We start from the raw sequence: 22,669 nt of genomic DNA on the forward strand, positions 1-22,669 counted from the left end.
ACCCTCGACAGCATGTCCACCAACGCTGACCGCCGCGTAGCCCTGCTCACTCTCGGCTGTGCCCGCAACGAGGTGGACTCCGAGGAGCTCGCCGCCCGCCTCGCCGACGGCGGCTGGTCCGTCACCACCGACGGCAACGACGCCGACGTCGTGCTGGTCAACACCTGCGGTTTTGTCGCCAAGGCCAAGCAGGACTCGATCGACACCCTGCTGGCCGCGGCCGACACCGGCGCCAAGGTGGTGGCAACCGGCTGCCTCGCCGAGCGATACGGGCAGGAGCTGGCGGGCGAGCTGCCCGAGGCGCACGCCGTGCTGGGCTTCGACCACTACCCGGACATGGCCGCCCGCCTCGACGCGATCCTCGCCGGCGAGACGATTCCGTCACACGCGCCGCGCGACCGGCGCACCCTGCTGCCGATCACGCCGGTCGAGCGGCGCACGGCCCAGGTCGTGACGCCCGGGCACCTGCCGGCGCACCTGCGCGGTGTGCTGCGGCAGCGGCTCGACTCCGGCCCCGTCGCACCCCTGAAGCTGGCCAGCGGCTGCGACCGGCGCTGCTCGTTCTGCGCGATCCCGGCGTTCCGTGGCGCGTTCGTGTCCCGCACGCCGGACGAGGTGCTCGCCGAGGCCGAGTGGCTGGCCGCCAACGGCGTGCGCGAGCTGGTGCTCGTGAGTGAGAACTCGACGTCATACGGCAAGGACCTCGGCGACCCCCGCTTGCTGGAGAAACTGCTGCCGCAGCTCGCGGCGGTGCGGGACATCGTGCGGGTCCGCGTCTCCTACCTCCAGCCCGCCGAGACCCGCCCCGGCCTGGTCGAGGCCATCGCCACCACGCCCGGCGTCGCGCCCTACTTCGACCTGTCGTTCCAGCACTCCAGCGAGCCCGTGCTGCGTCGCATGCGCCGGTTCGGCTCGACCGAGCGGTTCCTCGATCTCCTCGACAGCGTCCGGCGGTTCGACCCCGACGCGGGCGCCCGCAGCAACGTCATCGTCGGCTTCCCCGGCGAGACCCGCGAGGACATCGACGAGTTGGCCCGGTTCCTGACCGAGGCGCGGCTCGACGCGGTCGGCGTCTTCGACTACAGCGACGAGGACGGCACCGAGGCCGCCACCCTGCCGGACAAGGTCCCCGCCGACACGATCAAGAAGCGGTATGACTGGATGAGCGCCCTGGCGGAGGAGCTGTGCGCCCAGCGCGCCGGCGACCGGGTCGGCTCGATCGTCGAGGTGCTGGTGGACTACATCGACGAGGAGGTCGTCGAGGGGCGCGGCGCCCACCAGGCGCCCGAGGTCGACGGCTCCACGACGCTCGTCGCCGGCGCCGGGCTCGACCCGGCGACCCTGCATCCGGGCGACTTCGTGCGGGCCAAGGTCACCGAGAGTGTCGGCGTCGACCTGGTCGCGATGCCGATCGAGATGATCAGTCCGGCGACACCATGACGGCGATCAAGCCCGTCCCGCTGCTCAACGCGGCGAACATCCTCACGGTCGTGCGGATGGTGCTCGTCCCCGTGTTCGTGTTCTTCGTCGTGGCGAGCGGCATGACCCGCGACGGATGGCAGCTCGCGGCGGGCATCACGTTTGTCGTGGCCTCCGCGACGGACTACGTCGACGGCTGGATCGCCCGCGCGCACAACCTGGTCACGTCGTTCGGCAAGGTGGCCGACCCGATCGCCGACAAGGCCCTCACCGGCGCGGCGCTCGTCCTGCTGTCGGTCTACGACAAGCTGCCCTGGTGGGTGACGCTGGTCATCCTGGTCCGCGAGTGGGGCGTCACCGCGTTGCGCTTCTGGGTCATCCGGCACGGGGTCATCCCGGCCAGCCGGGGCGGCAAGGTGAAGACCGCGCTGCAGATCCTGGCGATCGGGTGGTATCTCACGCCGCTCCCCGACGGCCTGGCGGCCGTCGGTCCGTGGCTCATGTTCGCCGCCGTGATCGTGACAGTGGTCACAGGCATCGACTACGTGCTCCGTGCCATCCGCATCCGGCGGACGGCGCTCCCCTTTCCCGGACCGGCGCCCGCGGTGGCGCCCGCGGCGGACGAGGCCGCATGAACGGCGCGACGATCAGCCCGGCAAGCGGTCCTCCGGCGATCCTCGATGAACTGGTGGCCCGCGGTGAGACGCTGGCGGTGGCCGAGTCGCTGACCGGCGGGTTGCTCGCCGCCGCGTTCGTCGAGGTGCCGGGCGCCAGCCGGGCGTTCCGCGGCGGCATCGTGGCGTATGCGACGGACCTCAAGGCCACGCTCCTGGGCGTGCCGACGCCGCTGCTCGACGCGCACGGCCCCGTCGACGCCTCGGTGGCCGCCGCGCTGGCCGCCGGTGCCCGTGAGCGGTGCGGCGCCGACTGGGCCCTGGCCACGACCGGGGTCGCCGGACCGGACCCGCAGGCGGGCCAGCCGGTCGGCCGGGTCTATGTCGCGGTGGTCGGCCCGCCCCTCGCACACGGCGACCCCGAGCGGGTGGAGGTCCGCGAGTTCACTCTGGCGGGCGACCGCCCGGCGATCCGCCGGGGCACCGTTGACGCCGCCGTGGCGCTGCTCGCCGAGGCCCTCGCGATCACCCTCACCCCTAGATAACCGCGGGGCGGGGTGTCGATCGGCTCCGCACCAGGTACCGTGACGGGTACCAGTTTTCGCGGGCTTGTCAGTTGCCTCGGAGGGGGTGCCGCCGTGCTGCTTCGTCGAGTGATCGGTGACGCGCTACGAGCGCGACGGCAGGCCCAGCATCGGACTCTGCGTGAGGTGTCGACGGCTGCCAACGTGAGCCTCGGTTACCTGTCGGAGATCGAACGGGGCCAGAAAGAGGCGTCCAGCGAGTTGCTGGCCGCGATCTGCGAGGCCCTGGGCGCGGCGCTGTCCGAGGTCCTGCGCGACGTGAGCGACACGCTGGCGCTGTCCGAGGACATGCCTCCGGTGCTCGTGCCGGTCGGCGCTCCCGAGCCCTCCTCCGACGAGAGTCCCGGCTCGGCGGCGACTTCCCCGGCCGAGGGGGCGACCGCCCCTCCTTCGGCAGGGTCGGGCTCGTCGGCCTCCGCCGGCCCGTCGGCTCCCGAGGCGCGGCTCACGCGCGGCACTCCCAAGGCCAAGCTCGCCACGGACGTGAAGCTGTCGGTCGCCGTCCACCACGACGGCCCGCTCCGCACGACCCTGCGCGCCCGTCCCGCGGTGGACCGCGAGCGCGACGTCGTCTACGCCGCCTGACCCTCTTCCCGGCTTTTCTTCCTCCCGGCGCTTCACCGTGCCGCTGTGTCGCAGCGCGCTGTGCAGCGGACACTTCCCAGCGTTGTCGACCGCACCTGCCACACTGATGCAACGCCGGACGGCGGCGTGCAACAGTGGCTTTCGCGGAGGCGACGACTGTGACCTTCCCGGCACCGACCCGGCGGCGCAACCTTTTACCGATCATCGTCGCGGTGGTGGTCGGCCTCATCGCAATTTGCGGGGTCTACGTCGTGCTGACCGCGACCCGGGGCGGCGACGAAGGCGACGACAAGACCGCGACCCCGCGCCGTGAGGGCTGCACGCCGCTGCACATCGCCGCCTCCAGCGAGAAGGCCGCGCTCCTGCAGCAGATCGCCAAGGCGTACGTCGAGCAGGACCGCCGCTTCGACGGCAAGTGCGCCGACCCGGTCGTCACGTCGAAGGCGTCCGGCGCGGCGCTCGACGCCCTCGCCGCCGGTTGGGATCCGGCCAAGGACGGCCCGGTGCCACAGGTGTGGACACCGGCGTCGTCGTCCTGGGTGGCGCTGCTGCGGCAGCGGCTGGCCAGCGGCGACAAGGGCGGCCTGGTTCCGGACGGCAAGCTGCCCACGGTCGCGCAGTCGCCGCTCGTGCTGGCGATGCCCAAGCCGATGGCGGAGGCCCTCGGCTGGCCCGACAAGCCGATCGGCTGGGGCGACGTGCTCGGGCTCACCAACGACCCCAACGGCTGGGGCGCCAAGGGACACCCGGAGTGGGGGCGGTTCAAGCTCGGCAAGACCAACCCGCGCTTCTCGACGTCGGGTCTCAACGCCACCGTCGGCGCCTACTTCGCCGCGACCGGGCGCTCCACCGACCTGACGGACAAGGACCTGACCAACCCGACCGTGCTGCAGTTCGTGAAGTCGGTCGAGTCCAGCGTCGTGCACTACGGCGACACCACGCTGACCTTCCTGTCGAACCTGGCCGCCGCCGATCAGGCGGGGCGCGGGCTCAACTACGTCAGCGCCGTGGCCGTCGAGGAGAAGTCGGTCTACGACTACAACCAGGGCAACCCCACCGGCGACCCGGCACTGGCCGGCAAGGGCACGAAGCCGCGCGTACCGCTGGTGGCCGTGTACCCGAAGGAAGGCACGCTGCTGTCGGACCACCCGTATGTCGTGCTGACGAACGCGAGTGACGAGCAGAAGGCGGCCGCCGACGACTTCCTCGCCTACGTGCGGGACGCGCAACAGCAGCAGCGGTTCACCGACCTGGCCTTCCGCACGTACCAGGGCAAGGGCGGCGCCGGGCTCACCACCGCCAACGGCCTGCTGCCCGACGCCAAGTTCACCGTCATCGACCCGCCGTCGCCGCAGGTGCTGGAGAAGGCGCTGACGACCTGGGACGCGCAGCGCAAGCGGGCCAAGGTCCTGCTGGTGCTCGACGTCTCCGGCTCGATGGACAACCCCGCCGGCAACGGTCAGTCCCGGATGGAGCTGGCGAAGTCGGCCGCGCTGCAATCGCTGACGCTGCTGGCGCCGGACGACGAGGTCGGGCTGTGGACGTTCTCGACGGAGGTCAACGGCGCGCCGACGCCGTACACGGAACAGGTACCCGTCGGTGCGCTGTCCGCCAACCGGAAGCGGCTCGAACAGGTCCTCAAGTCGCTGAGCGCCGAGGGCGGCACGGCCCTCTACGCCACCACGCGCGCGGCGCAGCGCAAGCTGGTCGAGACCGCCGACCCGGGCCGCATCAACGCCGTCGTCGTGCTCACCGACGGCAAGAACGAATACCCGAAGGACAGCGATCTCGATGCGCTGGTGCGCGACGTGGACACCTCCGACAAGGAGATCCCGGTGCGCGTCTTCACCATTGCGTACGGCGGGCAGGCCGACCTCAAGGTCCTCCAGCGGATCTCGTCGGCGTCGCGGGCGGCGGCCTACGATGCCAGCGATCCGACGACGATCGACAAGGTTCTGGTCAACGTTCTCAGCAACTTCTGAGGCAGACTTACGTCCGTGGGCGTCAAGGAGCAGCTGACCGAGCCGTGGGGACTCGTCGCCGCCGGGATCCTGGGCGGCATGGGCGGGGCGGTCGCGGCCGCCCTCGCCCCGGCGGGCCTGCTGGTCGGCGTGCCGGTCGGGCTGGCCGTCGCGGGTGCCGTCTACGGCATCCGGATCGGGCTCGGCGCGATCACCGACCGGACCGCCGCTGCGCGCCCCCGGATCCAACCGCTGCCCGACCTGCCCACGCCGCCGCGCGGCAGCGATGCCGGGCGGTGGCTGCGGCGGGCCGAGACGGCGGTCCGCACGCTGCAGCGGCAGTCGGAGAGCCCGGCTGATCCGGTGCTGCGCGGCCAGATCGGCGAGGTTGACGACCAGGCCGCCGGCGCGCTCGCCGACCTGGTCCGCTTCGCCGGCCAGGTGACGCTGATCGAGCAGACCGCCGCCGGCATCAACGTCCAGCAGCTCCGGCAGGACCGCTCCCAGCTCCAGCGCGGCCTGCAGGGCCTGCCGGCCGGCCCGCTGCGCCAGGAGCGGGAGCGGGCGCTGCGGGCGGTCACCGACCAGCTGGACGTCGGCCGGCGGCTGAACGAGGCCCGGGAGATGCTGCTCGCCCGGATGCAGTCCGCCGTGCTCGGCATGGAGGGGCTGGTGGCGCGCATGTCCGAGCTCCTCGCGCTGCACGCCACCACCGCGGGAGGCACGTCGCTCACCGCCTCGAAGGTCGCCGAGCTCACCAACGATCTTGAGGGCATGCGGGCCGGGCTCGCCGAGGCGGAGCGCCTGTCCCGTTCTGCGCTCTCCGGAGGGGAACACATGTGATGAGACGCAGCCCTGAGATCACCCTGAGTTGCATGACGTTTGACCTGGTTTGCCCGGTATTTCCGTGGCTTTGCCCACAAGGTGGGCGTGACGCTCTAGCGTGCGCCTGACACGATGGAAGCCGCACGTTCTTGTGCTGGCCGAGAGAGGACCGCGAAATGGCGAATCCGTTCGCTAAGGGCTGGAAGTACCTCATGGCGCTCTTCGGCGCCAAGATCGACGAGTACGCCGATCCCAAGGTGCAGATCCAGCAGGCGATCGAGGACGCGCAACGTCAGCACCAGGCCCTGGTGCAGCAGGCCGCGGCCGTGATCGGCAACCAGCGGCAGCTCGAGATGCGACTGTCCCGGCAGATGTCCGAGGTGGAGAAGCTCCAGGGTTCGGCCCGGCAGGCACTCGTCCTCGCCGACAAGTCGCGCGCCGAGGGCGACGAGGCCAAGGCCGCGCAATACGAGCAGACCGCTCAGGTGTTCGCGACCCAGCTGGTCGCCGCCGAGCAGGGCATGGAGGACCTCAAGACCCTTCACGACCAGTCGCTCAACGCCGCCGCCCAGGCGCGCAAGGCCGTCGAGAACAACGCCATGATGCTCCAGCAGAAGCTCGCCGAGCGCACCAAGCTGCTCAGCCAGCTGGAGCAGGCGAAGATGCAGGAGACGGTCGCCAAGTCGCTCGAGTCGATGAGCGGGCTCGCCGCTCCCGGCAACACCCCGTCGCTCGACGAGGTGCGCGAGAAGATCGAGCGGCGGTATGCCAACGCGATGGGCCGCGCCGAGCTCGCCTCCAACTCGGTGGAGGGCCGGATGCTCGAGGTGCAGCGCTCGACGCTCGACATGGCCGGCAGCTCCCGCCTCGACCAGATCCGCGCGAGCATGGCCGGCGAGAAGCTCGCCGGCACCCCGGAGTCGCCGGCGGTCACGGCGCCCGCCGCGCAGAAGGACGCCAGCGTGGCCCGGCTCGACGAGATCCGGGCGAGCATGAACAAGGACAAGTCGGCGGGGGACTCCGCCAGCGCGAGCTGACCGACGGAGGGGTGTCATGGCTACGGCACGGACCAAGCACCTGAAACGACTGCGGAGGCTGCACCGCTCCGCCCGGGGCTGGTCCGTGCGTGCCGGGCTGCTGACCGGCGCGACCGCGGTCCTCGTTCCGTACAGCGGCCTCGGCCTCCCCGACGCCTTCTGGGCAGCCGGTGCCGGGGGCTCGATCGCGATCGCGATCTGGCGGTGGATCGACTACCGCGCCTTCCGTCAGCTGCCGGTTCCCGAGGAGCCCGACCCCATGCTCGCCGGCGCGCTGGCCCGCGAGAAGCTCGTGGGCCTCGTCCAGCGGCTGCCGGCCGGCAAGACCGCGCTGGCCGAGTTCGACCGGCAGCGCGAGTCGTTCCGCCTGCGCGGCCTCACGGTCGCGGAGCCGTGGAAGCGCCTCGACCGCGCCTCGGCGATGCTCAGCGGGCTCGTCGGCCGTCTCGGCCCGACCGCGGAGGCCGCCGTGCTCGACGCGGCGGTCGCCGAGCGCTCCCTGCGCGACCTGGCCCAGCGCACCGCCTCGGTGGAGCGGGCCATGGGCCTGGGCCCCGCCGGGGAGTCGCTCCGCCCGGCCCACGCGGCGCTCGCCGCGCAGCTCGAGCAGGGTGTCACCGCCTACGAGCAGTTCGTCACCGCGGCTGCCGGCTGCGTGGCCGAGGACAGCGCGACACTGGGCAACCTCTCCGATGCCACCGCCTTCCTGCACGGCGTCGCCGAGGGGCTGGCCGACCTGCGCAGCACGCCCAACGCGCGGCCGCAGCCCGCGTGAGTCACTCGTTGGGGAGCAGGTAGCGCCAGCTGGCACGGACCAGGGTGCCGTCCGGGATGCGGTATGCCGGCCAGGCGCCCCGCTGGTCCAAGTCGCGCGTCAACATCCGCACCGCGCCGCGGGCCGCGTCGCCGTCCAGGTCGGCCTTGCGCAGGCCCCCGTCGCCGGACGCCGGCAGCGCCACCTCCGTCGGCCACGCCGTCACGCCGGCCACATCGCCGTCGACCGGGACCGCCACCACCCGGACCCGGGTTGCGAGATACGGCTGCGCCGTCGCCGACACCGTCTTGTACACGGCGGCGAGGCGGTCCCGCGCGGTGTAGAGCACGTCGGCGTACAGGTGATCCGTCTTGGCCTCGTCGAGCCCTTCGGCGGAGAAGGACAGCGTCCCGGATTCGGACCACACGGACACCTTGGTCACCAGCGCGTCGCGCATCGTCGGGGTCACCGTCGGCTTCTTCTGTGCCCCGGACGACCGCAGGTCCTCGGTGAGGCCCGCCGCCAGGCTCTGCAACTGGTCGGGGTCGAGCCGGGCCCGGTAGGCGGCGTCGGCGATCGCCTCACCGTCGCCGAAGACGACCAGCCGCGGTGCGCGCAGCGCGCGCATCCCGGCGCCGTTGAGGCCGCCGGTGAGCTCCCAGACGGCGAGCGGGGTGTTGGCGGGCGGGCGGACGGTCGGGGCCGCCGTCGGTGTCACCAGGGGAGTGTTGTCGCATCCGCCGAGCGCGGCCGCCACGAGCGAGGCACCCGCTCCGGCGAAAAGCCCGCGCCGGCTCAGCCGGTGATCCACCGGTTCGCCACCACGCCCAGCGCCGCCCCGCCGAGGATCGCCGCCGCCCGCAACACCGGCGGACAGATCTTGAGCCCCGCAGACGTCCTGCTCATCGCCCCTCCCCAGGAGACGTGCCCAGCAGCCGCTGCTTTGCGGCCGTGTATTTCAGCGTCGGTCAGCTCGCCGGCGCCGTGCAGCCGGCCGAGGCGTTCGAGTGCGGATGCGAGCTTGCCCGGGTCGGCACCGACCGGTCGTGGCGGCTCGGCCGGCCCGCGGGCGTCCAGCACCTCCAAGACCCTACCGTGCTCGCGCCCAGCCGCCTCGCGCGGCGTCTTGCCGGGGGCCGGCACCGCGAGGGGCAACAGGACCACCGGCTCCGGCGGTTTGTAGCCGGTCCGCAGCGTCGAGCGCCAGAACTCCTTGTCCAGCAGGAGAAACGGGCCGGCGCCCAGAGCGAGGAAGATCACCCCGCAGACCAGCCGGCCGACGGCCACGCCGTCACCGCCCGTCGCGAACACGGCCCGCGACGTGAGGAACAGCATGGCCAGGCCGACGAACGCGCCGGCGAGACCGACGACGGTGCGGCCGGACCGGCGGATCAGCAGCGGCAGGGGCACAACAGCAGATGATCTATTCGCCGTCCGGTCACCGCCAGCGACAGGTCGCCAACTCGACACGTGGATCGTCACCCGCGTGACGGGGGCTCACCGGGCTGGCAGTGCGGGCACCAGTACGTGATGCGGTCGTGATCACCACCGGTCCACCGCCGGACCGTCGTCCCGCACCGGCGGCACGGCCGTCCGGCACGCTCGAAGACCCAGTTGGCCTCACCGGGCCGCAGCGAACCCGTCGTCGCCTGGGTCCAGCGCCCGCGGTTCGAGTTCAGGAGCCGGTGCGCGAGGTCGACGGTGGCCGGCAGGTCGGCGACCTCACCGACCGTGGCCCACGGCGACAACCCGCGCAGGAACAGCGTCTCGGCCTTGTAAAGATTGCCGATCCCGGCGAGATTGGCCTGATCGAGCAGCGCGTCGGCGATCCACCGGTCCCGCTTCGACCGCAGCCGCGCGACCGCCTCGCCGGCGTCCCAGTCGTCGCCCATGAGGTCCGGACCGAGGTGTCCGACGAGCTGCTGCTCCTCGGCGGTCGGCACGACGGCGAGCTCGTGGAGGTGGTAGCCGACGGCGGCCACGGTGCCGGTGTGCAGCACCACGCGGATCAGGTGGGACGGGCGACCCGACCAGCGTTCGCCTTTGCGGTACGTCCGCCAGACGCCGTCCATTCGCAGGTGGGAGTGGAGGGTGAGCGGCTGCCGGCCGTCCTTCGTCAGGCGCAGCAGGAGGTGCTTGCCGCGGCTCGCCGACTCGGCCACCGTCCACCCGCCGAGGTCCACGGTGGCGAGCCGGGGCACCCGGAAGTCGCTGCGCTCGACGACCTGCCCCTCCAGGGCACGACCGATCACGCGGGCGGTGTTCCAGACGGTGTCACCTTCGGGCACGCCGTCAATCCTGCCTCGCGGCTCGCGCGCCGTCCCGGTGCGGTGGCCGGGTCGCGGCCCGCTCAAGCCGCCGATGCACGGCGGATCCGCAGGACGTCGGCCATCGCGGCCAGCAGGGCGAGCAGCATGAAGCCGATCGACGCGGTCAACGAACCCTCGAGCGCGGCGGACCAGTCGCCGCCCGTCGCGTTCAGGCGGGCGAAGAACACCGAGCCGATCGCGGCGATGCCGAACGCCGCGCCGACACGTTGTGCGGTCTGGACCATGCCGGCCGCGCTGCCGGAACGGTCCACCGGCACCTCCGCCAAGGTCAGCGTCTGGTTCGGCGTGATCACCAGCCCGCTGCCGGCCCCGGCCACCAGCAGCGGCAGGGCCATCGTCAACCCGGGAGACACCTGCGGTACCAGGCGAAGCACCACCATCGTCGCGGTCAGCCCGACGATGACGGTGACCAGGCCGAGCGCCACGAGGGGGCGGCCGAGACGGTTGACGATGCGGCCGCCCAGGAACGCCGCCACCGCCGAGCCCAGCGCGAACGGAGTGATCGCGAGGCCGGCCCCCAGCGCGGAGTAGCCGTGCCCGCGCTGGAGGAGCAGCGTGAAGATGAAGAAGTTGGCGGTGAAGCCGGCGAAGTACAGCAGGACGACGATCGTCCCCAGCCCGTACGACGGCACACGGAACAGGCCGAGTTCGATCAGCGGCACGCCCCGCCGGGCGAAGCGCCGCTCCCAGGTCACGAACACCGCGAGGGTGGCGAGGCCGGTGACGACCAGCAGCCACTTCGTGTTGCCCTGCCACTGCCGCTCCTGGACCAGCGGCAGCAGGATCTGGACGACCGCCGCGCCGAGCAGCACCACGCCGACCGGGTCGAGGCTCTCCCGGCGGCGCAGCTCCGCCGGACGGCGCGGGATCAGCCGCCAGCCCAGCACGGCGGCGACCAGACCGACCGGCACGTTGATGTAGAAGACCCAGCGCCAGCCCTCCCCGGAACCGCCCAGCTGGATCAGGACCCCGCCGAGCAGCGGGCCGATCGCGGTGGCGATGCCGATCGTCGCGCCGAGCAGGCCGAACGGGCGGCCCCGCTCGGGCGGCGGGTACAGGCGCTGGATCAGGCCGGTGACCTGCGGGTTGAGCACGCCGGCCGCGGCGCCCTGCACCAGCCGGGCCGTGACCAGCCAGAGTTCGTTGCGTGCCGCCCCGGCCGCGGCACTGGCCAGGGTGAAGCCGAGCAGCCCGGCCACGAACACGCCACGGATGCCGCGGGCGTCACCGAGCCTGCCAGCCGGCACCAGGAGCAGGCCGAACGTCAGCGCGTAGCCGGAGAGGATCCACTGCAGGCCGCTCGTGCCGACGCCGAGGTCGGCCTGGATGGAGGGGATCGCCACGTTCACGATGCTCACGTCGAGCAGGGTCATGAACGCGGCCACGAGACCGACCGCGAGGGCGCGGTTACGCATCCAGCACCTGGCGGGTCATGGGCGTCAGGCGTTGGCACAGTGTCGGGTGGGGCCAGGTGACGCTGCGCAACTCGTCGGCGTACGACATCCAGTAGTGGCCGCTGCCGTCGTGGTCGAAGTACGCGTGCGACTCGTACGCGATCCGGTTGATCGGGTCGACGACCCACGCCGTCGGGTGCATCTGCCCCCACGACGGCGGGCCCATCGGGATGTACCCGCTGACGAGGATCGCCCGCCGGTCGCCGGTGGACCGGATCGCGTCGACGGCCTGCTGCGCGGCGCGCTCCCAGATCAGGGCGCCGTCGCGGCCGTCGGCGGCCAGCCGGGTCGGCTCGTTGAGCAGCCCGAGGCCGATGACGGCCGGGTTGTCGGCGGCGCGGCTCATCCGCGCCCAGAAGTCGGCGAGCGCCGTCGTCGGCAGCCGGTCGTCGCCGAGCCGCAGCATGCGCGGCTGGCCCGACGAGCCGCCGCCGGCCGCGTAGTCGCCGTAGTTGTGCAGGTCGAGGATCACCGCGAGGCCGGCCGCCCGCGCGTGCTCGAGCGCGCCGCGGACCCGGGCCACCTCGACCTCGTCCAGCGGCCCGAACGGGCGCGGTTGCAGCCGCTCCCAGTTGACCGCCAGCCGCACGAGGTGGACGCCCCGCCCGGCGAGGAACGTGTAGCTGGCGGGCGTCTCGTACGTGTAGTCCTGCCCGTACAGCCCGGGGTTGCCGGTGCCGAAGCCGCCGTTGACCTCCGACGTCGCGAACGAGCCCGCCGCCAGGTTGACCCCGCGGAGGTACGTCGGGGTCGTGCCATGGCGCTCGATCACCTTCGCCTGTGGACCGGCCACGTCCACAGACTGACCCTGCGCGACCGGGCGGTACACCGCCATCGGGTAGTTGGCCGGCCACGTTCCGGCAGCCCAGGCGGTGACCGGCAGGCCGACGATGTCGGCGGCGTTGTACCAGGCCTCCGCGACGCCGGTCCACTGATCGGCGTCGCGGTCCGCCGGCCAGCCGATCTCGCCGATGAACCCGGTCGCGTGGTTGCGGCGCAGCCAGCCGGAGAAGTTCGCCAGCCCGGCGACCGCCCGGGCCTGCACGATGTCCGACACGCACAGCACCCTCGCCGGTCTCGGAAGCTGCAGCGGTACGGCAATCGCCACCACCAACAGGAGCACGGCCGCGACCAGCGGCGGGGCCTTGCGCACCACGGCGGGCCACTGCCCGCCCTTCGGTCGGTTATGCCCGGATTACGCCTTCTTTGCCACACCGCCGTAGACCGCGACCTGGGTGTCGGTCGCGTTGGCGTCGACGGCCGCGTCGGGGCGCCACTTCGTGACGATGGGCAGGCCCGGCTCGACCAGCTCCAAGCCGGTGAAAAACTGGGCGATCTCCTCGTGTGAGCGCACCTGCATCGTCACGCCCTGTTTCGCGTAGATCGCCGCGACGCGGTCCCAGGCGGCCTGGTCGAAGTCGCCGGTCAGGTGCGACAGTGCGAGGAAGCTGCCCGACGGCAACGCGTCGACGAGCTGGCTCACCACCTCGTACGGCTTGTCGGCGTCACCGACGAAGTGCATGATCGCGATCAGCATCAGCGCGACCGGCTGGTCGAAGTCGATGGCTTGGCGCAGCTGCGGCGCGTTGAGGATGCGGTCGACGTCGCGCAGATCGGCGTCGATGTACTCCGTGCGCCCCTCCGGCTTGCTCGTCAGCAGCGCCCGGGCGTGGGCCAGCACGATCGGGTCGTTGTCGACGTAGACGATCCGCGACTCGGGCGCGATGCCCTGCGCGATCTCGTGCACGTTGGGTGAGGTCGGGATGCCCGTGCCGATGTCGAGGAACTGCCGCACGCCCTGCTCGGTGGCGAGGTATTCGACCACGCGGCGCAGGAAGTTGCGGTTTTCCCGCGGGGGGATGCGGCTGTTGGGGTTGGCCTTGAGGCCCGCCTCGGCGGCGGCGCGGTCGGCCGGGAAGTTGTCCTTGCCGCCGAGCAGGAAGTCGTAGACCCGTGCCGGGTGGGGCCGGTCGGTCTGCAAGTCGACGGGCTCGTAGGCCACGTCGGGCTTGGGCTTCATCCAGTCAGCGCCTGACATGTCCGCTCTTTCCCACGTGTGGTCCGCTTGGGCATCCCCGTCCGGCTCGGATCATATGCCCTCGTGTGTCGTGAACCTAGGGCGTTGATCTTGAGTCGTACCGCATGATCGTGATCCGGTCGCCGGGGCCCGACCCGAGCCGGTCGGCCGCGCTGCCGCCGTTGACGGCGACCGCGAGGTGCCCGGCCGAGTCCGTCAGCACCACCAGCTCGCCCGGGCCGACGTCGCCGAAGGTGGCGCCGGTCCGCGCCGGCCGCCCGTTCACGCTGACCGCCGTCCCGGGCCCGCCCAGCGGCGCGGTCGTGGCGGCGAGCTGGAGGTTGCCGAAGTGGTCGACCGTCAGTACCTCGGCCCGCACGCCGTCGGGGGTGTGTTCGACGTGCGGGGGCACCGGCCGTACGACATCCGGCACTGCTTCTCCCGCGGTTGTGAGGTCCGCACCGAGGGCCAGGCGGGCGGCGACCGGCGCGAAGACGTCCCGCCCGTGGAACGTGTGTGAGACGTGCGGGGCGAACCACTCCCGGTTGGTGAGGTGCACCGCCCGGCGGATGCCGCCCAGAGCCTCGGCGGCGGGGACGAGCAGTCCGTTGTCCGGGCCGACGAACAGGCTGCCGTCGGCGGCCTCCACGGCGATCGCGCGCCGGGCCGTGCCCACGCCCGGATCGACGACCGCCAGGTGCACGGAGAGCGGCAGCGACGGCACGGTCTGGGCGAGCACCGCCGCGCCGCGGGTGACGTCGCCGGGTGGTACCAGATGCGTCACGTCGATCACGCGGACCTCGGGCGCCAGCCGAGCGATCATGCCGTGGCACGCCGCGACGAACCCGTCGGTCAGTCCATAGTCGGTGGTGAACGAGATCCAGCGCACGGCCATCACGATAGTGTCGGTGTTATGCGGCTTTGCGTGTTCACCGAACCCCAGCTCGGCGCCACCTACGAGGATCAGCTCGCGATCGCGCAGAGGGCCGAGCGGCTCGGCTTCGAGGCGTTCTTCCGTTCCGATCATTACGTGACGATGGGTGGCGACGGGCTGCCCGGCCCGACCGACTCGTGGGTCACGCTCGGCGCACTCGCCCGCGAGACGTCGACGATCCGGCTCGGCACGCTCGTCTCGTCGGCGACGTTCCGCTACCCGGGCCCGCTGGCCATCACGATCGCGCAGGTCGACGCGATGAGCAACGGCCGGATCGAGGTCGGGCTCGGCGCGGGCTGGTTCGAGCGGGAGCACACCGCATACGGCATCCCGTTTCCGCCGGTGGGCGAGCGGTTCGACCGGCTGTCGGAGCAGCTGGCAATCTTGACGGGCCTGTGGTCGACTCCGGCGGGGTCGACGTTCTCGTTCGAGGGCCGGTACTACGACCTGGTCGACTCCCCGGCGCTGCCCAAGCCCGTGCAGCAGCCCGGCCCGCCGATCATCGTCGGCGGCAAGGGCCCGCGCCGCACCCCGCAGCTGGCGGCCCGCTACGCCGCCGAGTACAACGTGCCGTTCTCGAGCCTGGCCGACACCGACGCCGCGTTCAAGCGAGTAGTCGCCGCCATCGAGGAGGAGGGCCGCGACGGCCGTGCCCCGATCGTGTTCTCGGTCGCGCAGACGATCGTCTGCGGTGAGAACGAGGCGGAGGTGCGGCGCAGGGCCGAGTCGGTAGGCTTGGACCCGGACGCCAGCCCGCTGTTCGGCACTCCGTCGGAGATCGCCGAGCATCTCAACGAGTATGTGAAGATCGGCGCGTCGCGGCTCTTCCTGCAGGTGCTCGACCTGCGCGACCTGGACCACCTGGACCTCATCGCCGCCGAGGTGGCCCCGCTGCTCCCGTAGACCGTCGGTAGCCCGCCGTCGCGGCGTCCCTGGTGGCGCCGCGACTTTGCGGACACCTGTTGTCTCGCCGTGACTCCGGCGTTGGTCGTGTCGCCGCAACTGGGCGCGGGCGTTGTGTGCCACGACTTGCGCTGGTGTCGCTTGTGCTGTCACGGCTTCGGGAGTTGGCCCCTGATCTTGGACACTTGAACCTGGGATGTTGATGGTCCCGGGAGATCAGGAGTCCTGGAACACGATGGTGAACAAGCACTACCCGCCCGACTTCAAGGCCGACGCGGTGGCGTTGTACCGGTCTCGGCCGGGAGCGACGATCGCGCAGATCGCCGACGATCTGGGCGTCAATCGGGAGACGTTGCGTAGCTGGGTTCGAGCCGATGACCAGCGGCGGGCTGGCGGTCCGATGGCTTCGGCGAGGCCGCAGCCGGCCGGTTCGGTCGAGGAGGAGAACGCGCAGCTGCGGCGACGGATCCGCGAGTTGGAGGAGGAACGCGACATCCTGCGGAAGGCGGCCCGGTATTTCGCCGGGGAGACGCGCTGGTGAACCGCTTCCAGTTCGTCGCCGACCATCAGCAACGCTACGGCGTGAAGCGGTTGTGCCAGATCCTCGGGATCCCCCGCTCGAGCTTCTACTACTGGCAGGCCACGGCGCCGGCACGGGCCGCCCGGGAGGCCGCGGACGCGGCTCTGGCGGTGCGGATCCGGGCGGTGCAGGCCGCGCACGACGGCACCTACGGGGCGCCGCGGATCACCGCCGAACTCAGCGACAGCGGGCCGCCGGTCAATCGCAAGAAGGTCGCCCGGGTGATGCGCCGCTACCGGATCCGGGGTCTGCGGCTGCGCCGGCGGGTACAGACCACGATCCCGGACCCGGCGGCGTCGAAGGCACCTGATCTGATCAGGCGGGACTTCACCGCCACAGCGGTCAACCAGCGCTATGTCGGTGACATCACCTACCTGCCTGTCGGTGAGCGCGGGTTCCTCTACCTGGCCACGGTCATCGATCTGCACTCCCGCCGCCTGGCCGGCTGGGCGATCGCCGAACACATGCGCACCGACCTGGTCATCGACGCCCTCAACGCCGCCCAACGCACCCGCGGCAGCCTGGACGGGGCGATCATGCACACCGACCACGGAGCCCAGTACACATCGAAGGACTTCGCTGAAGCCTGTACCGCGGCCGGCGTCCGCCAGTCGATGAGCGCGATCGGCAGCTCCGCCGACAACGCCCTGGCCGAGTCGTTCAACGCCACCTTCAAACGCGAAACCCTGCAAGGCCGCCGCGCGTTCACCGACGAACGCGAAGCCCGGCTGACCGCGTTCCGCTGGCTGCACCGCTACAACACCGTCCGCCGCCACTCCCGACTCGGACAGCAATCCCCGATCAACTACGAAAACAACATCCGAACAGCACCAGCTACGCTGGCGCCAGCCGCATAAACCCCGTGTCCAAGATCAGGGGTCAAGCCCCCTCTGCGAGCGGTGCGTGTGTCGTCGCGGCTTGTGCGTTGCTTGGTGTAGGCATTGGCGTGTTCTCGCGGCCTATGCGAGCGTTGTGTCGTCGCGCCTGGTGCGGGCGTTGCTTGTTGCCGCGGTTTGTGTAGGCGTTGGCGTGTTCTCGCTCCCCTATACGGGCCATGTCCAGTGCGACGTTGCTTGTTTCTGCGGCCTGCGGCGGCGTCGGTTGTGTTGCTGTAGCTGTTCCTTGTGTTGCTGCGGCTGCTTCAGGCGCTCCTTGCGCCATCGGGGGCTCCGTGCGGCGCTCTCGGTTGCTGTGCGCTCGGGCCTTCCCGCGGCACGACATCGCCTATCGCCCAGCAGCGTCCCTGGTTCCTCGCTTGATCGCTGTCTATTGCAGATCTTGGCGGTCGCGGGCTTGTGCGCTCCTGGTGGCGGCCCGTTTTCATGATCCCGAAGACTTCGTGCTGCCATAGGTACATCAAGTCTTCGGGATCATGAAACCCACACGTATCGATAACTGACGATGCACCGTGATGTCCGGATTGTCCGCCGATCGGTTACCGTCGACTTGAAGCGGGCTCCGCGCGGCGAGGGTCACTCCAGCATCCGTATCCCCGGGTCGGGACAAGGCCCAGCTGTGCGATCGGCGGACTCGTTCCCACCAGGGACGTGCCGCAGCGCGTCTGCGCAATGTGCCTGTCGTGGCCGCGTCCGCCGAGCCGGCCCAGAGTTCAGCCGCCATTGGCCAATCCGGCCATTGGCTGGCCACTTTCGCCCGTTCGAGCTGGGCTGGCCGTGTGCGTGTCTGCTGCCCGCCCGCAGAGCGACCGCTCAGCCCGCTCGTAGGCCCACCGCCTCGGCAACGGCTCACTGCGGCGACGGCTCGCGGAGTCCACATACTCGCTCGGGCTGCTCGCCCAAGCTGCTCGCCCAAGCTGCTCGCCCAAGCTGCCCGCTCAGGCTGCTCGCCCAAGCTGCTCGCCCAAGCTGCCCGCCTCAGGCCGCCCGCCCAAGCGGCCCGCCAAGCTGCTTGCCGGGCCGCCCGTCAGGCCGTGTGCCAAGCCGCTTGCCATACCGGCGGCTCGCCGCGACCATCCGCTCGTCCAACCCCAACCCCAACCCCAACCCCAAGCCCCAGACCCAGACCCAGACAGCGGGCTGGACTGGACTGCCGGGTCAGCTGCGCAAGCGGAGGCCCCGCGGGGTGGTGCGGAAGCCGGCCGCGGACAGTGCGTCGCGCAGCGGGGAGTCGTGGATCGACTCGCCGTCTGCTCGCTCGACCGACAACGCGCCGAGGGCGCCGCCGTGGACGGCGTCGGCCAGGGCCTTGGCGGCCAAGGAGAGCAGCTCGGGGTTGTCCACATAGGACAGCAGGGTGCGGCCGCCGCGCTCGATGTAGAGGACCAGGTCGCCGCCGACCGTCACGACCAGGGCGCCCGCCTTGCGGCCGGCTCGGTGGCCGGAGCGCTCGCCGTCGCCCGCGTCGACGACGCGCTCGGGCCAGGGGAGTGCTGCGCCATACGGATTGGCGGGGTCGGTGGCGGCCAGCACCAGAGCGTCGCGGCTTTCGTCGCCGCCGTTGCCGCCCCGCAGGCGGTCGACCGCGCCGGGCAGGGCGAACTGCGCCGCGCCCAGGCCCTCGACGAAATAGCCGCGGCGGGCCGCGCCCCGCTCCTCCATCGCGGCGAGGACCGGGTAGACGCCCGCGAAGGCGCCGGGCAGGTCCTCGGCCATGACCGCGCCCCGGGTCACCACGCCGTGCCGGTCGAGGAGCAGCTCGGCGTTGGCCGTCGCGCGGCGGGTCGGGTCGAGGTCGCGGTTGGGGAGGCGGTGCCAGCGGCCGGCGGCCACCGGAGGGCCGGTGCGGGCCACCGCCAGCGAGACGCGGGACATCGCCGCCGAGCCGGGGCGCCGGTATCGCGACCGAGGGGCCGACGGCCGGGAGCGGTGTGCGCCTCCTCCGCCGAGCTTGGCGCGCAGCGGCGCGAACGTGTCGTTGGACAGGTGGCCCGCCCAGACGAGGTCCCACACGGCCTCGATGAGCTCCGCCTCCGGTGGGGGAGCGGGCAGCACGGCGGCGACGCGCTCGGACAGGCTGCGGAAGAACAGGGCCTGGCCGCCGTCGAGTGCGGTCAGGATCGCCTCGTGCAGCGGGCCGCCGACGTCGGTCGGTGCGGGCAGGAGCAGCGGGGCCGTGTCGGCGAAGGCCAGGCTGATCCAGCCGTCGTGCTCGCCGATCGCCCCGCCGCCGGCCCACACGAGATCGCCGGAGGAGCACAGCTCGTCGAGATAGGCCGGGGTGTAGTCCGCGACCCGGGAGGGCAGGATGAGCCGCTCGAGCGCCGACGCGGGCATGGCCACGCCTTGCAGTTGCTCGAGCGCCGACGCGACGGCCTCGACGCCGCGGGCGCGGGAGGCGCCGATGTGGTGCCACTGCGGCAGGAACCGGGCGAGCGCCCGGGGCGGCACGGGCTCGATCTCCCGGCGCAGTGCGGCGAGCGAGCGGCGGCGCAACAGGCGCAGCACCTCGGCGTCGCACCACTCGGTGCCGGCGCCGCCGGGCGAGAACTCACCCGAGACCACCGACGGCAGGCGTCGCAGCGCCTGCTCGAGGACAAACACGCCGAGCCCGAACCGGGCCGCGCACGTCGTCACGGCAAACGGCCCGTGCGTGCGCGCATAGCGGGACACCAGGTCGCCGAGTGGGTCGGCGACCGGTTCGAGGTAGGCCGTGGGGAGCCCGACCGGCAACGCCACGCCGAGCGCGTCGCGGAACCGGCCCGCGTCCTCGATGGAGATCCAGCGCGCCTCGCCCGCCACCCGCACCTGGATCGCCCGGCGCTGGGTGGCCAGCTCTGCGGCCCACGCCGGATCGGCGCCCCGCGCGACCAGCTCGGCGTCGGACAGGTCGCCCAGCACCCGCAGCATCTCGGCGACGTCCTCGGCGTCGCGTGGGGTGCGCTGCGCGCCGAGCCACTGCAGGGTCCGCTCGGTCTCGGCAACCACCTCCGGGTCGAGCAGTTCACGCAGCTCCACCCGGCCGAGCAGTTCCGCGAGCAGCGTCGGGTCGAGCGCCAGCGCGGCGGCTCGCCGCTCGGCCAGCGGCGCGTCGCCTTCGTAGAGGAACGCGCCGACGTAGCCGAACAGCAGCGACCGTGCGAACGGGGACGGACGCTCTGTCTCTACCTCAACGAGCCGCAGCTTGCGGCCGGCGATCTCACGCATGACGCCGACGAGGCCGGCGACGTCGAACACGTCCTGCAGGCACTCGCGGGCCGCTTCGAGGGTGATGGGGAAGTCGGCGTAGTCCCGGGCGACGTCGAGCAGCTGCGCGGAGCGCTGCCGCTGCTGCCACAACGGCTGGCGGCGGCGCGGGTCACGGCGTGGCAACAGCAGCGCCCGGGCGGCGCACTCGCGGAAGCGGGCGGCGAACATCGCCGACGTGCCGACCGTCTCCTCGACGATGCCGGCGATCTCGTCGGGGGCGAACGCCACCAGGTCCGCTCCCGGCGGCTCGTCGACGACGTCGGGCAGCCGGACCACGATGCCGTCGTCGCTCGGCATGACCTGCCCGTCCACGCCGTATCGCTCGTTGAGCCGCCGCGCGATCGCCAGCGCCCACGGCGCGTTGACGCGGGCACCGAGGACACAGTGGACGGTCAGCCGCCAGTCGCCGAGCTCGTCGCGGAACCGCTCGACCAGCACCGTGCGGTCGTCGGGCAGGTGCCGCGTCGCCTCGCGCTGCTCGCGCAGGTAGGCCAGCAGGTTGTCGGCAGCCCAGTCGTCGAGCCCGCCGGTGCGCAGGTGTGCCCGGGCCGCGTCGTCGCCGGACTTCACGAAGCCGCGCAGCCGCGCACCGATCGCGCGGCCCAGCTCGACCGGGCGGCCGGGCGAGTCGCCCTTCCAGAAGGGCATCTTCGCCGCGGCGCCGGGCGCGGGGGAGACCAGCACCCGATCGGGCGTGATGTCCTCGATGCGCCACGAGGTGGAGCCGAGCAGGAAGACGTCGCCGACGCGCGACTCGTAGACCATCTCCTCGTCGAGCTCACCGACCCGGGCGGCCTTCTCCGCGCCGGCCAGGAACACGCCGAACAGGCCCCGGTCGGGGATCGTGCCACCGCTGGTGACCGCGAGCCGCTGGGCGCCGGGCCGGGCCGTGAGCACGCCCTCGGTGCGGTCCCACACCACACGGGGGCGCAGCTCGGCGAACGCCGTCGACGGGTAGCGCCCGGCCAGCATGTCGAGCACCGCGAACAGCGCCGACTCGGGCAGGTCGGCGAAGACCGCGGCCCGCCGGACCAGCGTCGCCAGCTCGTCGACGTGCCAGGGCTCCATCGCGACCATCGCGATGATCTGCTGGGCCAGCACGTCGAGGGGGTTGCGCGGATAGCGCAGCTCCTCGATGCCGCCTTCGACCATCCGCTCGGCGACCACGGCGCACGACACCAGGTCGCCCCGGTGCTTGGGGAACACCACGCCGCGGGACACCGCGCCGACCTGGTGCCCGGCCCGGCCGACCCGCTGGAGCCCGGCCGCGACGCTCGGCGGCGCCTCGATCTGCACCACCAGGTCGACCGAGCCCATGTCGATGCCGAGCTCCAGGCTCGAGGTGGCGACGACGGCGGGCAACTGGCCGGACTTGAGCGCCTCTTCGATGTGTTTGCGCTCCTCGCGCGACACACTGCCGTGGTGGGCACGGGCGACGACCGGCGACGCGCCGTTGGCGGTGCCGGCCTGCGCCATCGTCTCCGCGGGCGTGCGCGCCGGCTCGGGCTGCGGCACGCCCGCCCGAGCGCCGGCCAGCTCGTTGATCCGCGCGCAGAGGCGCTCGGCCCCGCGGCGGGAGTTGGTGAACACGATCGTCGACCGGTGGGCCTCGATGAGGTCGAGCACGCGCTCCTCGACCGCAGGCCAGATCGACACCTGTCGCGGCTCGTCGTCCTCGCCGGGTGCGGTCTCGCCGAGCGCGGTCATGTCCTCGACCGGCACCTGCACCTCGACCTGGATGGTCTTGGCGGTCGGCGGCTGGACGATCTCCACCGGGGCGGCCCCGCCGAGGAACCGTGCCGTCTCGTCGATCGGCCGCACCGTCGCGGACAGCCCGACCCGCTGCGCCGGGCGCTCCAGCAGGGCGTCGAGCCGCTCGAGGGACAGTGCGAGGTGGGCGCCGCGCTTTGTCGAGCAGACCGCGTGGACCTCGTCGACGATGACCGTCTCGACGCCCCGCAGCGCGTCACGCGCCTGTGACGTGAGCAGCAGATAGAGCGACTCGGGGGTGGTGATCAGGATGTCGGGCGGTGTGCGGGTGAACGCGCGCCGCTCGTCGGCTGGGGTGTCGCCGGTGCGCATCGCCACACGGATGTCCGGCGGCTCCTGCCCCAGGCGGGCGGCAGCCTGCCGGATGCCGGCCAGCGGTGCGCGCAGGTTGCGCTCGACGTCGACCGCCAGCGCCTTCAGCGGGCTGACGTAGAGCACCCGGCAGCGCTTCGCCGGGTCGGCCGGTGGCTGCGCGGCGAGCTGGTCGAGCGACCAGAGGAACGCGGCGAGCGTCTTGCCGGAGCCGGTCGGCGCCACCACGAGCGCGTGCCGTCCGGCGCTGATCGCCTTCCATGCACCCGCCTGAGCGGCGGTCGGCGCCGCGAACGCAGCGCGGAACCACTCGCGCGTCGCCGCGCCGAAACGCCCCAGCTCATCCATGCCAACCATCCTGCCTCGGGGGTACGACACTTCCGAGGGTCGGCCGTTTGGATTATCCGTATTTGCCCGAAATGAGGAGTTTGGCTAAGGTGTGTGA

General features: G+C 72.1%; 18 protein-coding genes. 10 read left to right on the forward strand and 8 right to left on the reverse strand.

Translation table 11 applies throughout. The features are described 5' to 3' along the window. Nucleotides 1-12 precede the first annotated feature (12 nt). The 8 genes from rimO (at nucleotide 13) to pspM (ending at nucleotide 7,800) form a co-directional block, all read left to right on the forward strand. On the forward strand, nucleotides 13-1,440 hold the full coding sequence (rimO, locus tag Dfulv_RS08185; RefSeq protein ID WP_259862035.1) for a 30S ribosomal protein S12 methylthiotransferase RimO: 1,428 nt from the start codon (nucleotides 13-15) through the stop codon (nucleotides 1,438-1,440). Next, complete coding sequence (gene pgsA, locus Dfulv_RS08190; protein WP_259862036.1) at nucleotides 1,437-2,054, forward strand: CDP-diacylglycerol--glycerol-3-phosphate 3-phosphatidyltransferase; 618 nt, start codon at nucleotides 1,437-1,439, stop codon at nucleotides 2,052-2,054. The genes rimO and pgsA overlap by 4 nt, the downstream gene beginning before the upstream one ends. Then, complete coding sequence (locus Dfulv_RS08195; RefSeq protein ID WP_259862037.1) at nucleotides 2,051-2,578, forward strand: CinA family protein; 528 nt, start codon at nucleotides 2,051-2,053, stop codon at nucleotides 2,576-2,578. The genes pgsA and Dfulv_RS08195 overlap by 4 nt, the downstream gene beginning before the upstream one ends. A 93-nt stretch (nucleotides 2,579-2,671) precedes the next feature. Beyond that, on the forward strand, nucleotides 2,672-3,202 hold the full coding sequence (locus Dfulv_RS08200) for a helix-turn-helix domain-containing protein (RefSeq protein WP_259862038.1): 531 nt from the start codon (nucleotides 2,672-2,674) through the stop codon (nucleotides 3,200-3,202). Nucleotides 3,203-3,360: 158 nt separating this feature from the next. Beyond that, nucleotides 3,361-5,184, forward strand: coding sequence for a substrate-binding and VWA domain-containing protein (locus Dfulv_RS08205; RefSeq protein WP_259862039.1), 1,824 nt, complete (start codon nucleotides 3,361-3,363; stop codon nucleotides 5,182-5,184). Between the two features lie 15 nt (nucleotides 5,185-5,199). Next, the gene (locus Dfulv_RS08210) at nucleotides 5,200-6,006 is read left to right on the forward strand and encodes a hypothetical protein (RefSeq protein ID WP_259862040.1); all 807 of its coding nucleotides are present in this window, start codon (nucleotides 5,200-5,202) and stop codon (nucleotides 6,004-6,006) included. 158 nt (nucleotides 6,007-6,164) lie between these two features. Next, nucleotides 6,165-7,025 (forward strand): PspA/IM30 family protein, encoded by an 861-nt coding sequence (locus Dfulv_RS08215; protein WP_259862041.1) that lies wholly within the window; start codon nucleotides 6,165-6,167, stop codon nucleotides 7,023-7,025. A 16-nt stretch (nucleotides 7,026-7,041) separates the two neighbouring features. After that, nucleotides 7,042-7,800, forward strand: a complete 759-nt coding sequence (gene pspM / locus Dfulv_RS08220; RefSeq protein ID WP_259862042.1) for a phage shock envelope stress response protein PspM — start codon at nucleotides 7,042-7,044, stop codon at nucleotides 7,798-7,800. A gap of 1 nt (nucleotide 7,801) precedes the next feature. Here the strand turns inward: pspM and Dfulv_RS08225 are convergent, their stop codons facing one another. From Dfulv_RS08225 to Dfulv_RS08255, 7 genes are all read right to left on the reverse strand, one after another. After that, a complete protein-coding gene (locus Dfulv_RS08225; protein WP_259862043.1) occupies nucleotides 7,802-8,590 on the reverse strand; it encodes a hypothetical protein in 789 nt (262 codons plus the stop codon). Further along, entirely contained in the window at nucleotides 8,575-9,189 is a 615-nt protein-coding gene (locus Dfulv_RS08230) for a hypothetical protein (protein ID WP_259862044.1), read from the reverse strand. Before Dfulv_RS08230 ends, Dfulv_RS08225 begins: the two co-directional genes overlap by 16 nt. Nucleotides 9,190-9,257: 68 nt before the next feature. Further along, nucleotides 9,258-10,067 carry a DNA-formamidopyrimidine glycosylase family protein gene (locus Dfulv_RS08235; RefSeq protein WP_259862045.1) on the reverse strand — a complete coding sequence of 270 codons (810 nt, stop codon included), beginning with the start codon at nucleotides 10,065-10,067 and terminating at the stop codon, nucleotides 9,258-9,260. 62 nt (nucleotides 10,068-10,129) lie between these two features. Next, nucleotides 10,130-11,524 (reverse strand): MFS transporter, encoded by a 1,395-nt coding sequence (locus Dfulv_RS08240; RefSeq protein ID WP_259862046.1) that lies wholly within the window; start codon nucleotides 11,522-11,524, stop codon nucleotides 10,130-10,132. Then, a complete protein-coding gene (locus Dfulv_RS08245) occupies nucleotides 11,517-12,620 on the reverse strand; it encodes a glycoside hydrolase family 5 protein (RefSeq protein ID WP_259862047.1) in 1,104 nt (367 codons plus the stop codon). Before Dfulv_RS08245 ends, Dfulv_RS08240 begins: the two co-directional genes overlap by 8 nt. A gap of 138 nt (nucleotides 12,621-12,758) precedes the next feature. Continuing rightward, complete coding sequence (locus tag Dfulv_RS08250) at nucleotides 12,759-13,601, reverse strand: SAM-dependent methyltransferase (protein ID WP_259862048.1); 843 nt, start codon at nucleotides 13,599-13,601, stop codon at nucleotides 12,759-12,761. A gap of 76 nt (nucleotides 13,602-13,677) precedes the next feature. Next, the gene (locus Dfulv_RS08255; protein WP_259862049.1) at nucleotides 13,678-14,478 is read right to left on the reverse strand and encodes an SAM hydrolase/SAM-dependent halogenase family protein; all 801 of its coding nucleotides are present in this window, start codon (nucleotides 14,476-14,478) and stop codon (nucleotides 13,678-13,680) included. A gap of 15 nt (nucleotides 14,479-14,493) precedes the next feature. Here Dfulv_RS08255 and Dfulv_RS08260 point away from each other — a divergent pair, with 15 nt between their 5' ends. Both Dfulv_RS08260 and Dfulv_RS08265 read left to right on the forward strand, forming a co-directional pair. Further along, on the forward strand, nucleotides 14,494-15,417 hold the full coding sequence (locus Dfulv_RS08260; RefSeq protein ID WP_259862050.1) for an LLM class F420-dependent oxidoreductase: 924 nt from the start codon (nucleotides 14,494-14,496) through the stop codon (nucleotides 15,415-15,417). 235 nt (nucleotides 15,418-15,652) lie between these two features. Beyond that, nucleotides 15,653-16,854, forward strand: a protein-coding gene (locus Dfulv_RS08265) for an IS3 family transposase (RefSeq protein WP_259867542.1) whose coding sequence is annotated in 2 segments (ribosomal slippage) — nucleotides 15,653-15,944 and nucleotides 15,944-16,854 — 1,203 coding nt in all. Because the reading frame shifts where the segments join, the coding sequence is not laid out codon by codon here. 1,197 nt (nucleotides 16,855-18,051) lie between these two features. Here the strand turns inward: Dfulv_RS08265 and Dfulv_RS08270 are convergent. Beyond that, nucleotides 18,052-22,581, reverse strand: coding sequence for an ATP-dependent helicase (locus Dfulv_RS08270; protein WP_406567946.1), 4,530 nt, complete (start codon nucleotides 22,579-22,581; stop codon nucleotides 18,052-18,054). Between the last annotated feature and the right edge of the window lie 88 nt (nucleotides 22,582-22,669).

Origin of the sequence: Dactylosporangium fulvum, assembly GCF_025137375.1 — a bacterium.
GTDB lineage: Bacteria > Actinomycetota > Actinomycetes > Mycobacteriales > Micromonosporaceae > Dactylosporangium > Dactylosporangium fulvum.

Bases quoted from the DNA above. Each gene is read 5' to 3' on its own strand.
- rimO (WP_259862035.1), top strand. From the start codon at position 13: ATGTCCACCAACGCTGACCGCCGCGTAGCCCTGCTCACTCTCGGCTGT.
- pgsA (WP_259862036.1), top strand. From the start codon at position 1,437: ATGACGGCGATCAAGCCCGTCCCGCTGCTCAACGCGGCGAACATCCTC.
- Dfulv_RS08195 (WP_259862037.1), top strand. From the start codon at position 2,051: ATGAACGGCGCGACGATCAGCCCGGCAAGCGGTCCTCCGGCGATCCTC.
- Dfulv_RS08215 (WP_259862041.1), top strand. From the start codon at position 6,165: ATGGCGAATCCGTTCGCTAAGGGCTGGAAGTACCTCATGGCGCTCTTC.
- pspM (WP_259862042.1), top strand. From the start codon at position 7,042: ATGGCTACGGCACGGACCAAGCACCTGAAACGACTGCGGAGGCTGCAC.
- Dfulv_RS08240 (WP_259862046.1), bottom strand. From the start codon at position 11,524: ATGCGTAACCGCGCCCTCGCGGTCGGTCTCGTGGCCGCGTTCATGACC.
- Dfulv_RS08250 (WP_259862048.1), bottom strand. From the start codon at position 13,601: ATGTCAGGCGCTGACTGGATGAAGCCCAAGCCCGACGTGGCCTACGAG.
- Dfulv_RS08260 (WP_259862050.1), top strand. From the start codon at position 14,494: ATGCGGCTTTGCGTGTTCACCGAACCCCAGCTCGGCGCCACCTACGAG.
- Dfulv_RS08270 (WP_406567946.1), bottom strand. From the start codon at position 22,581: ATGGTTGGCATGGATGAGCTGGGGCGTTTCGGCGCGGCGACGCGCGAG.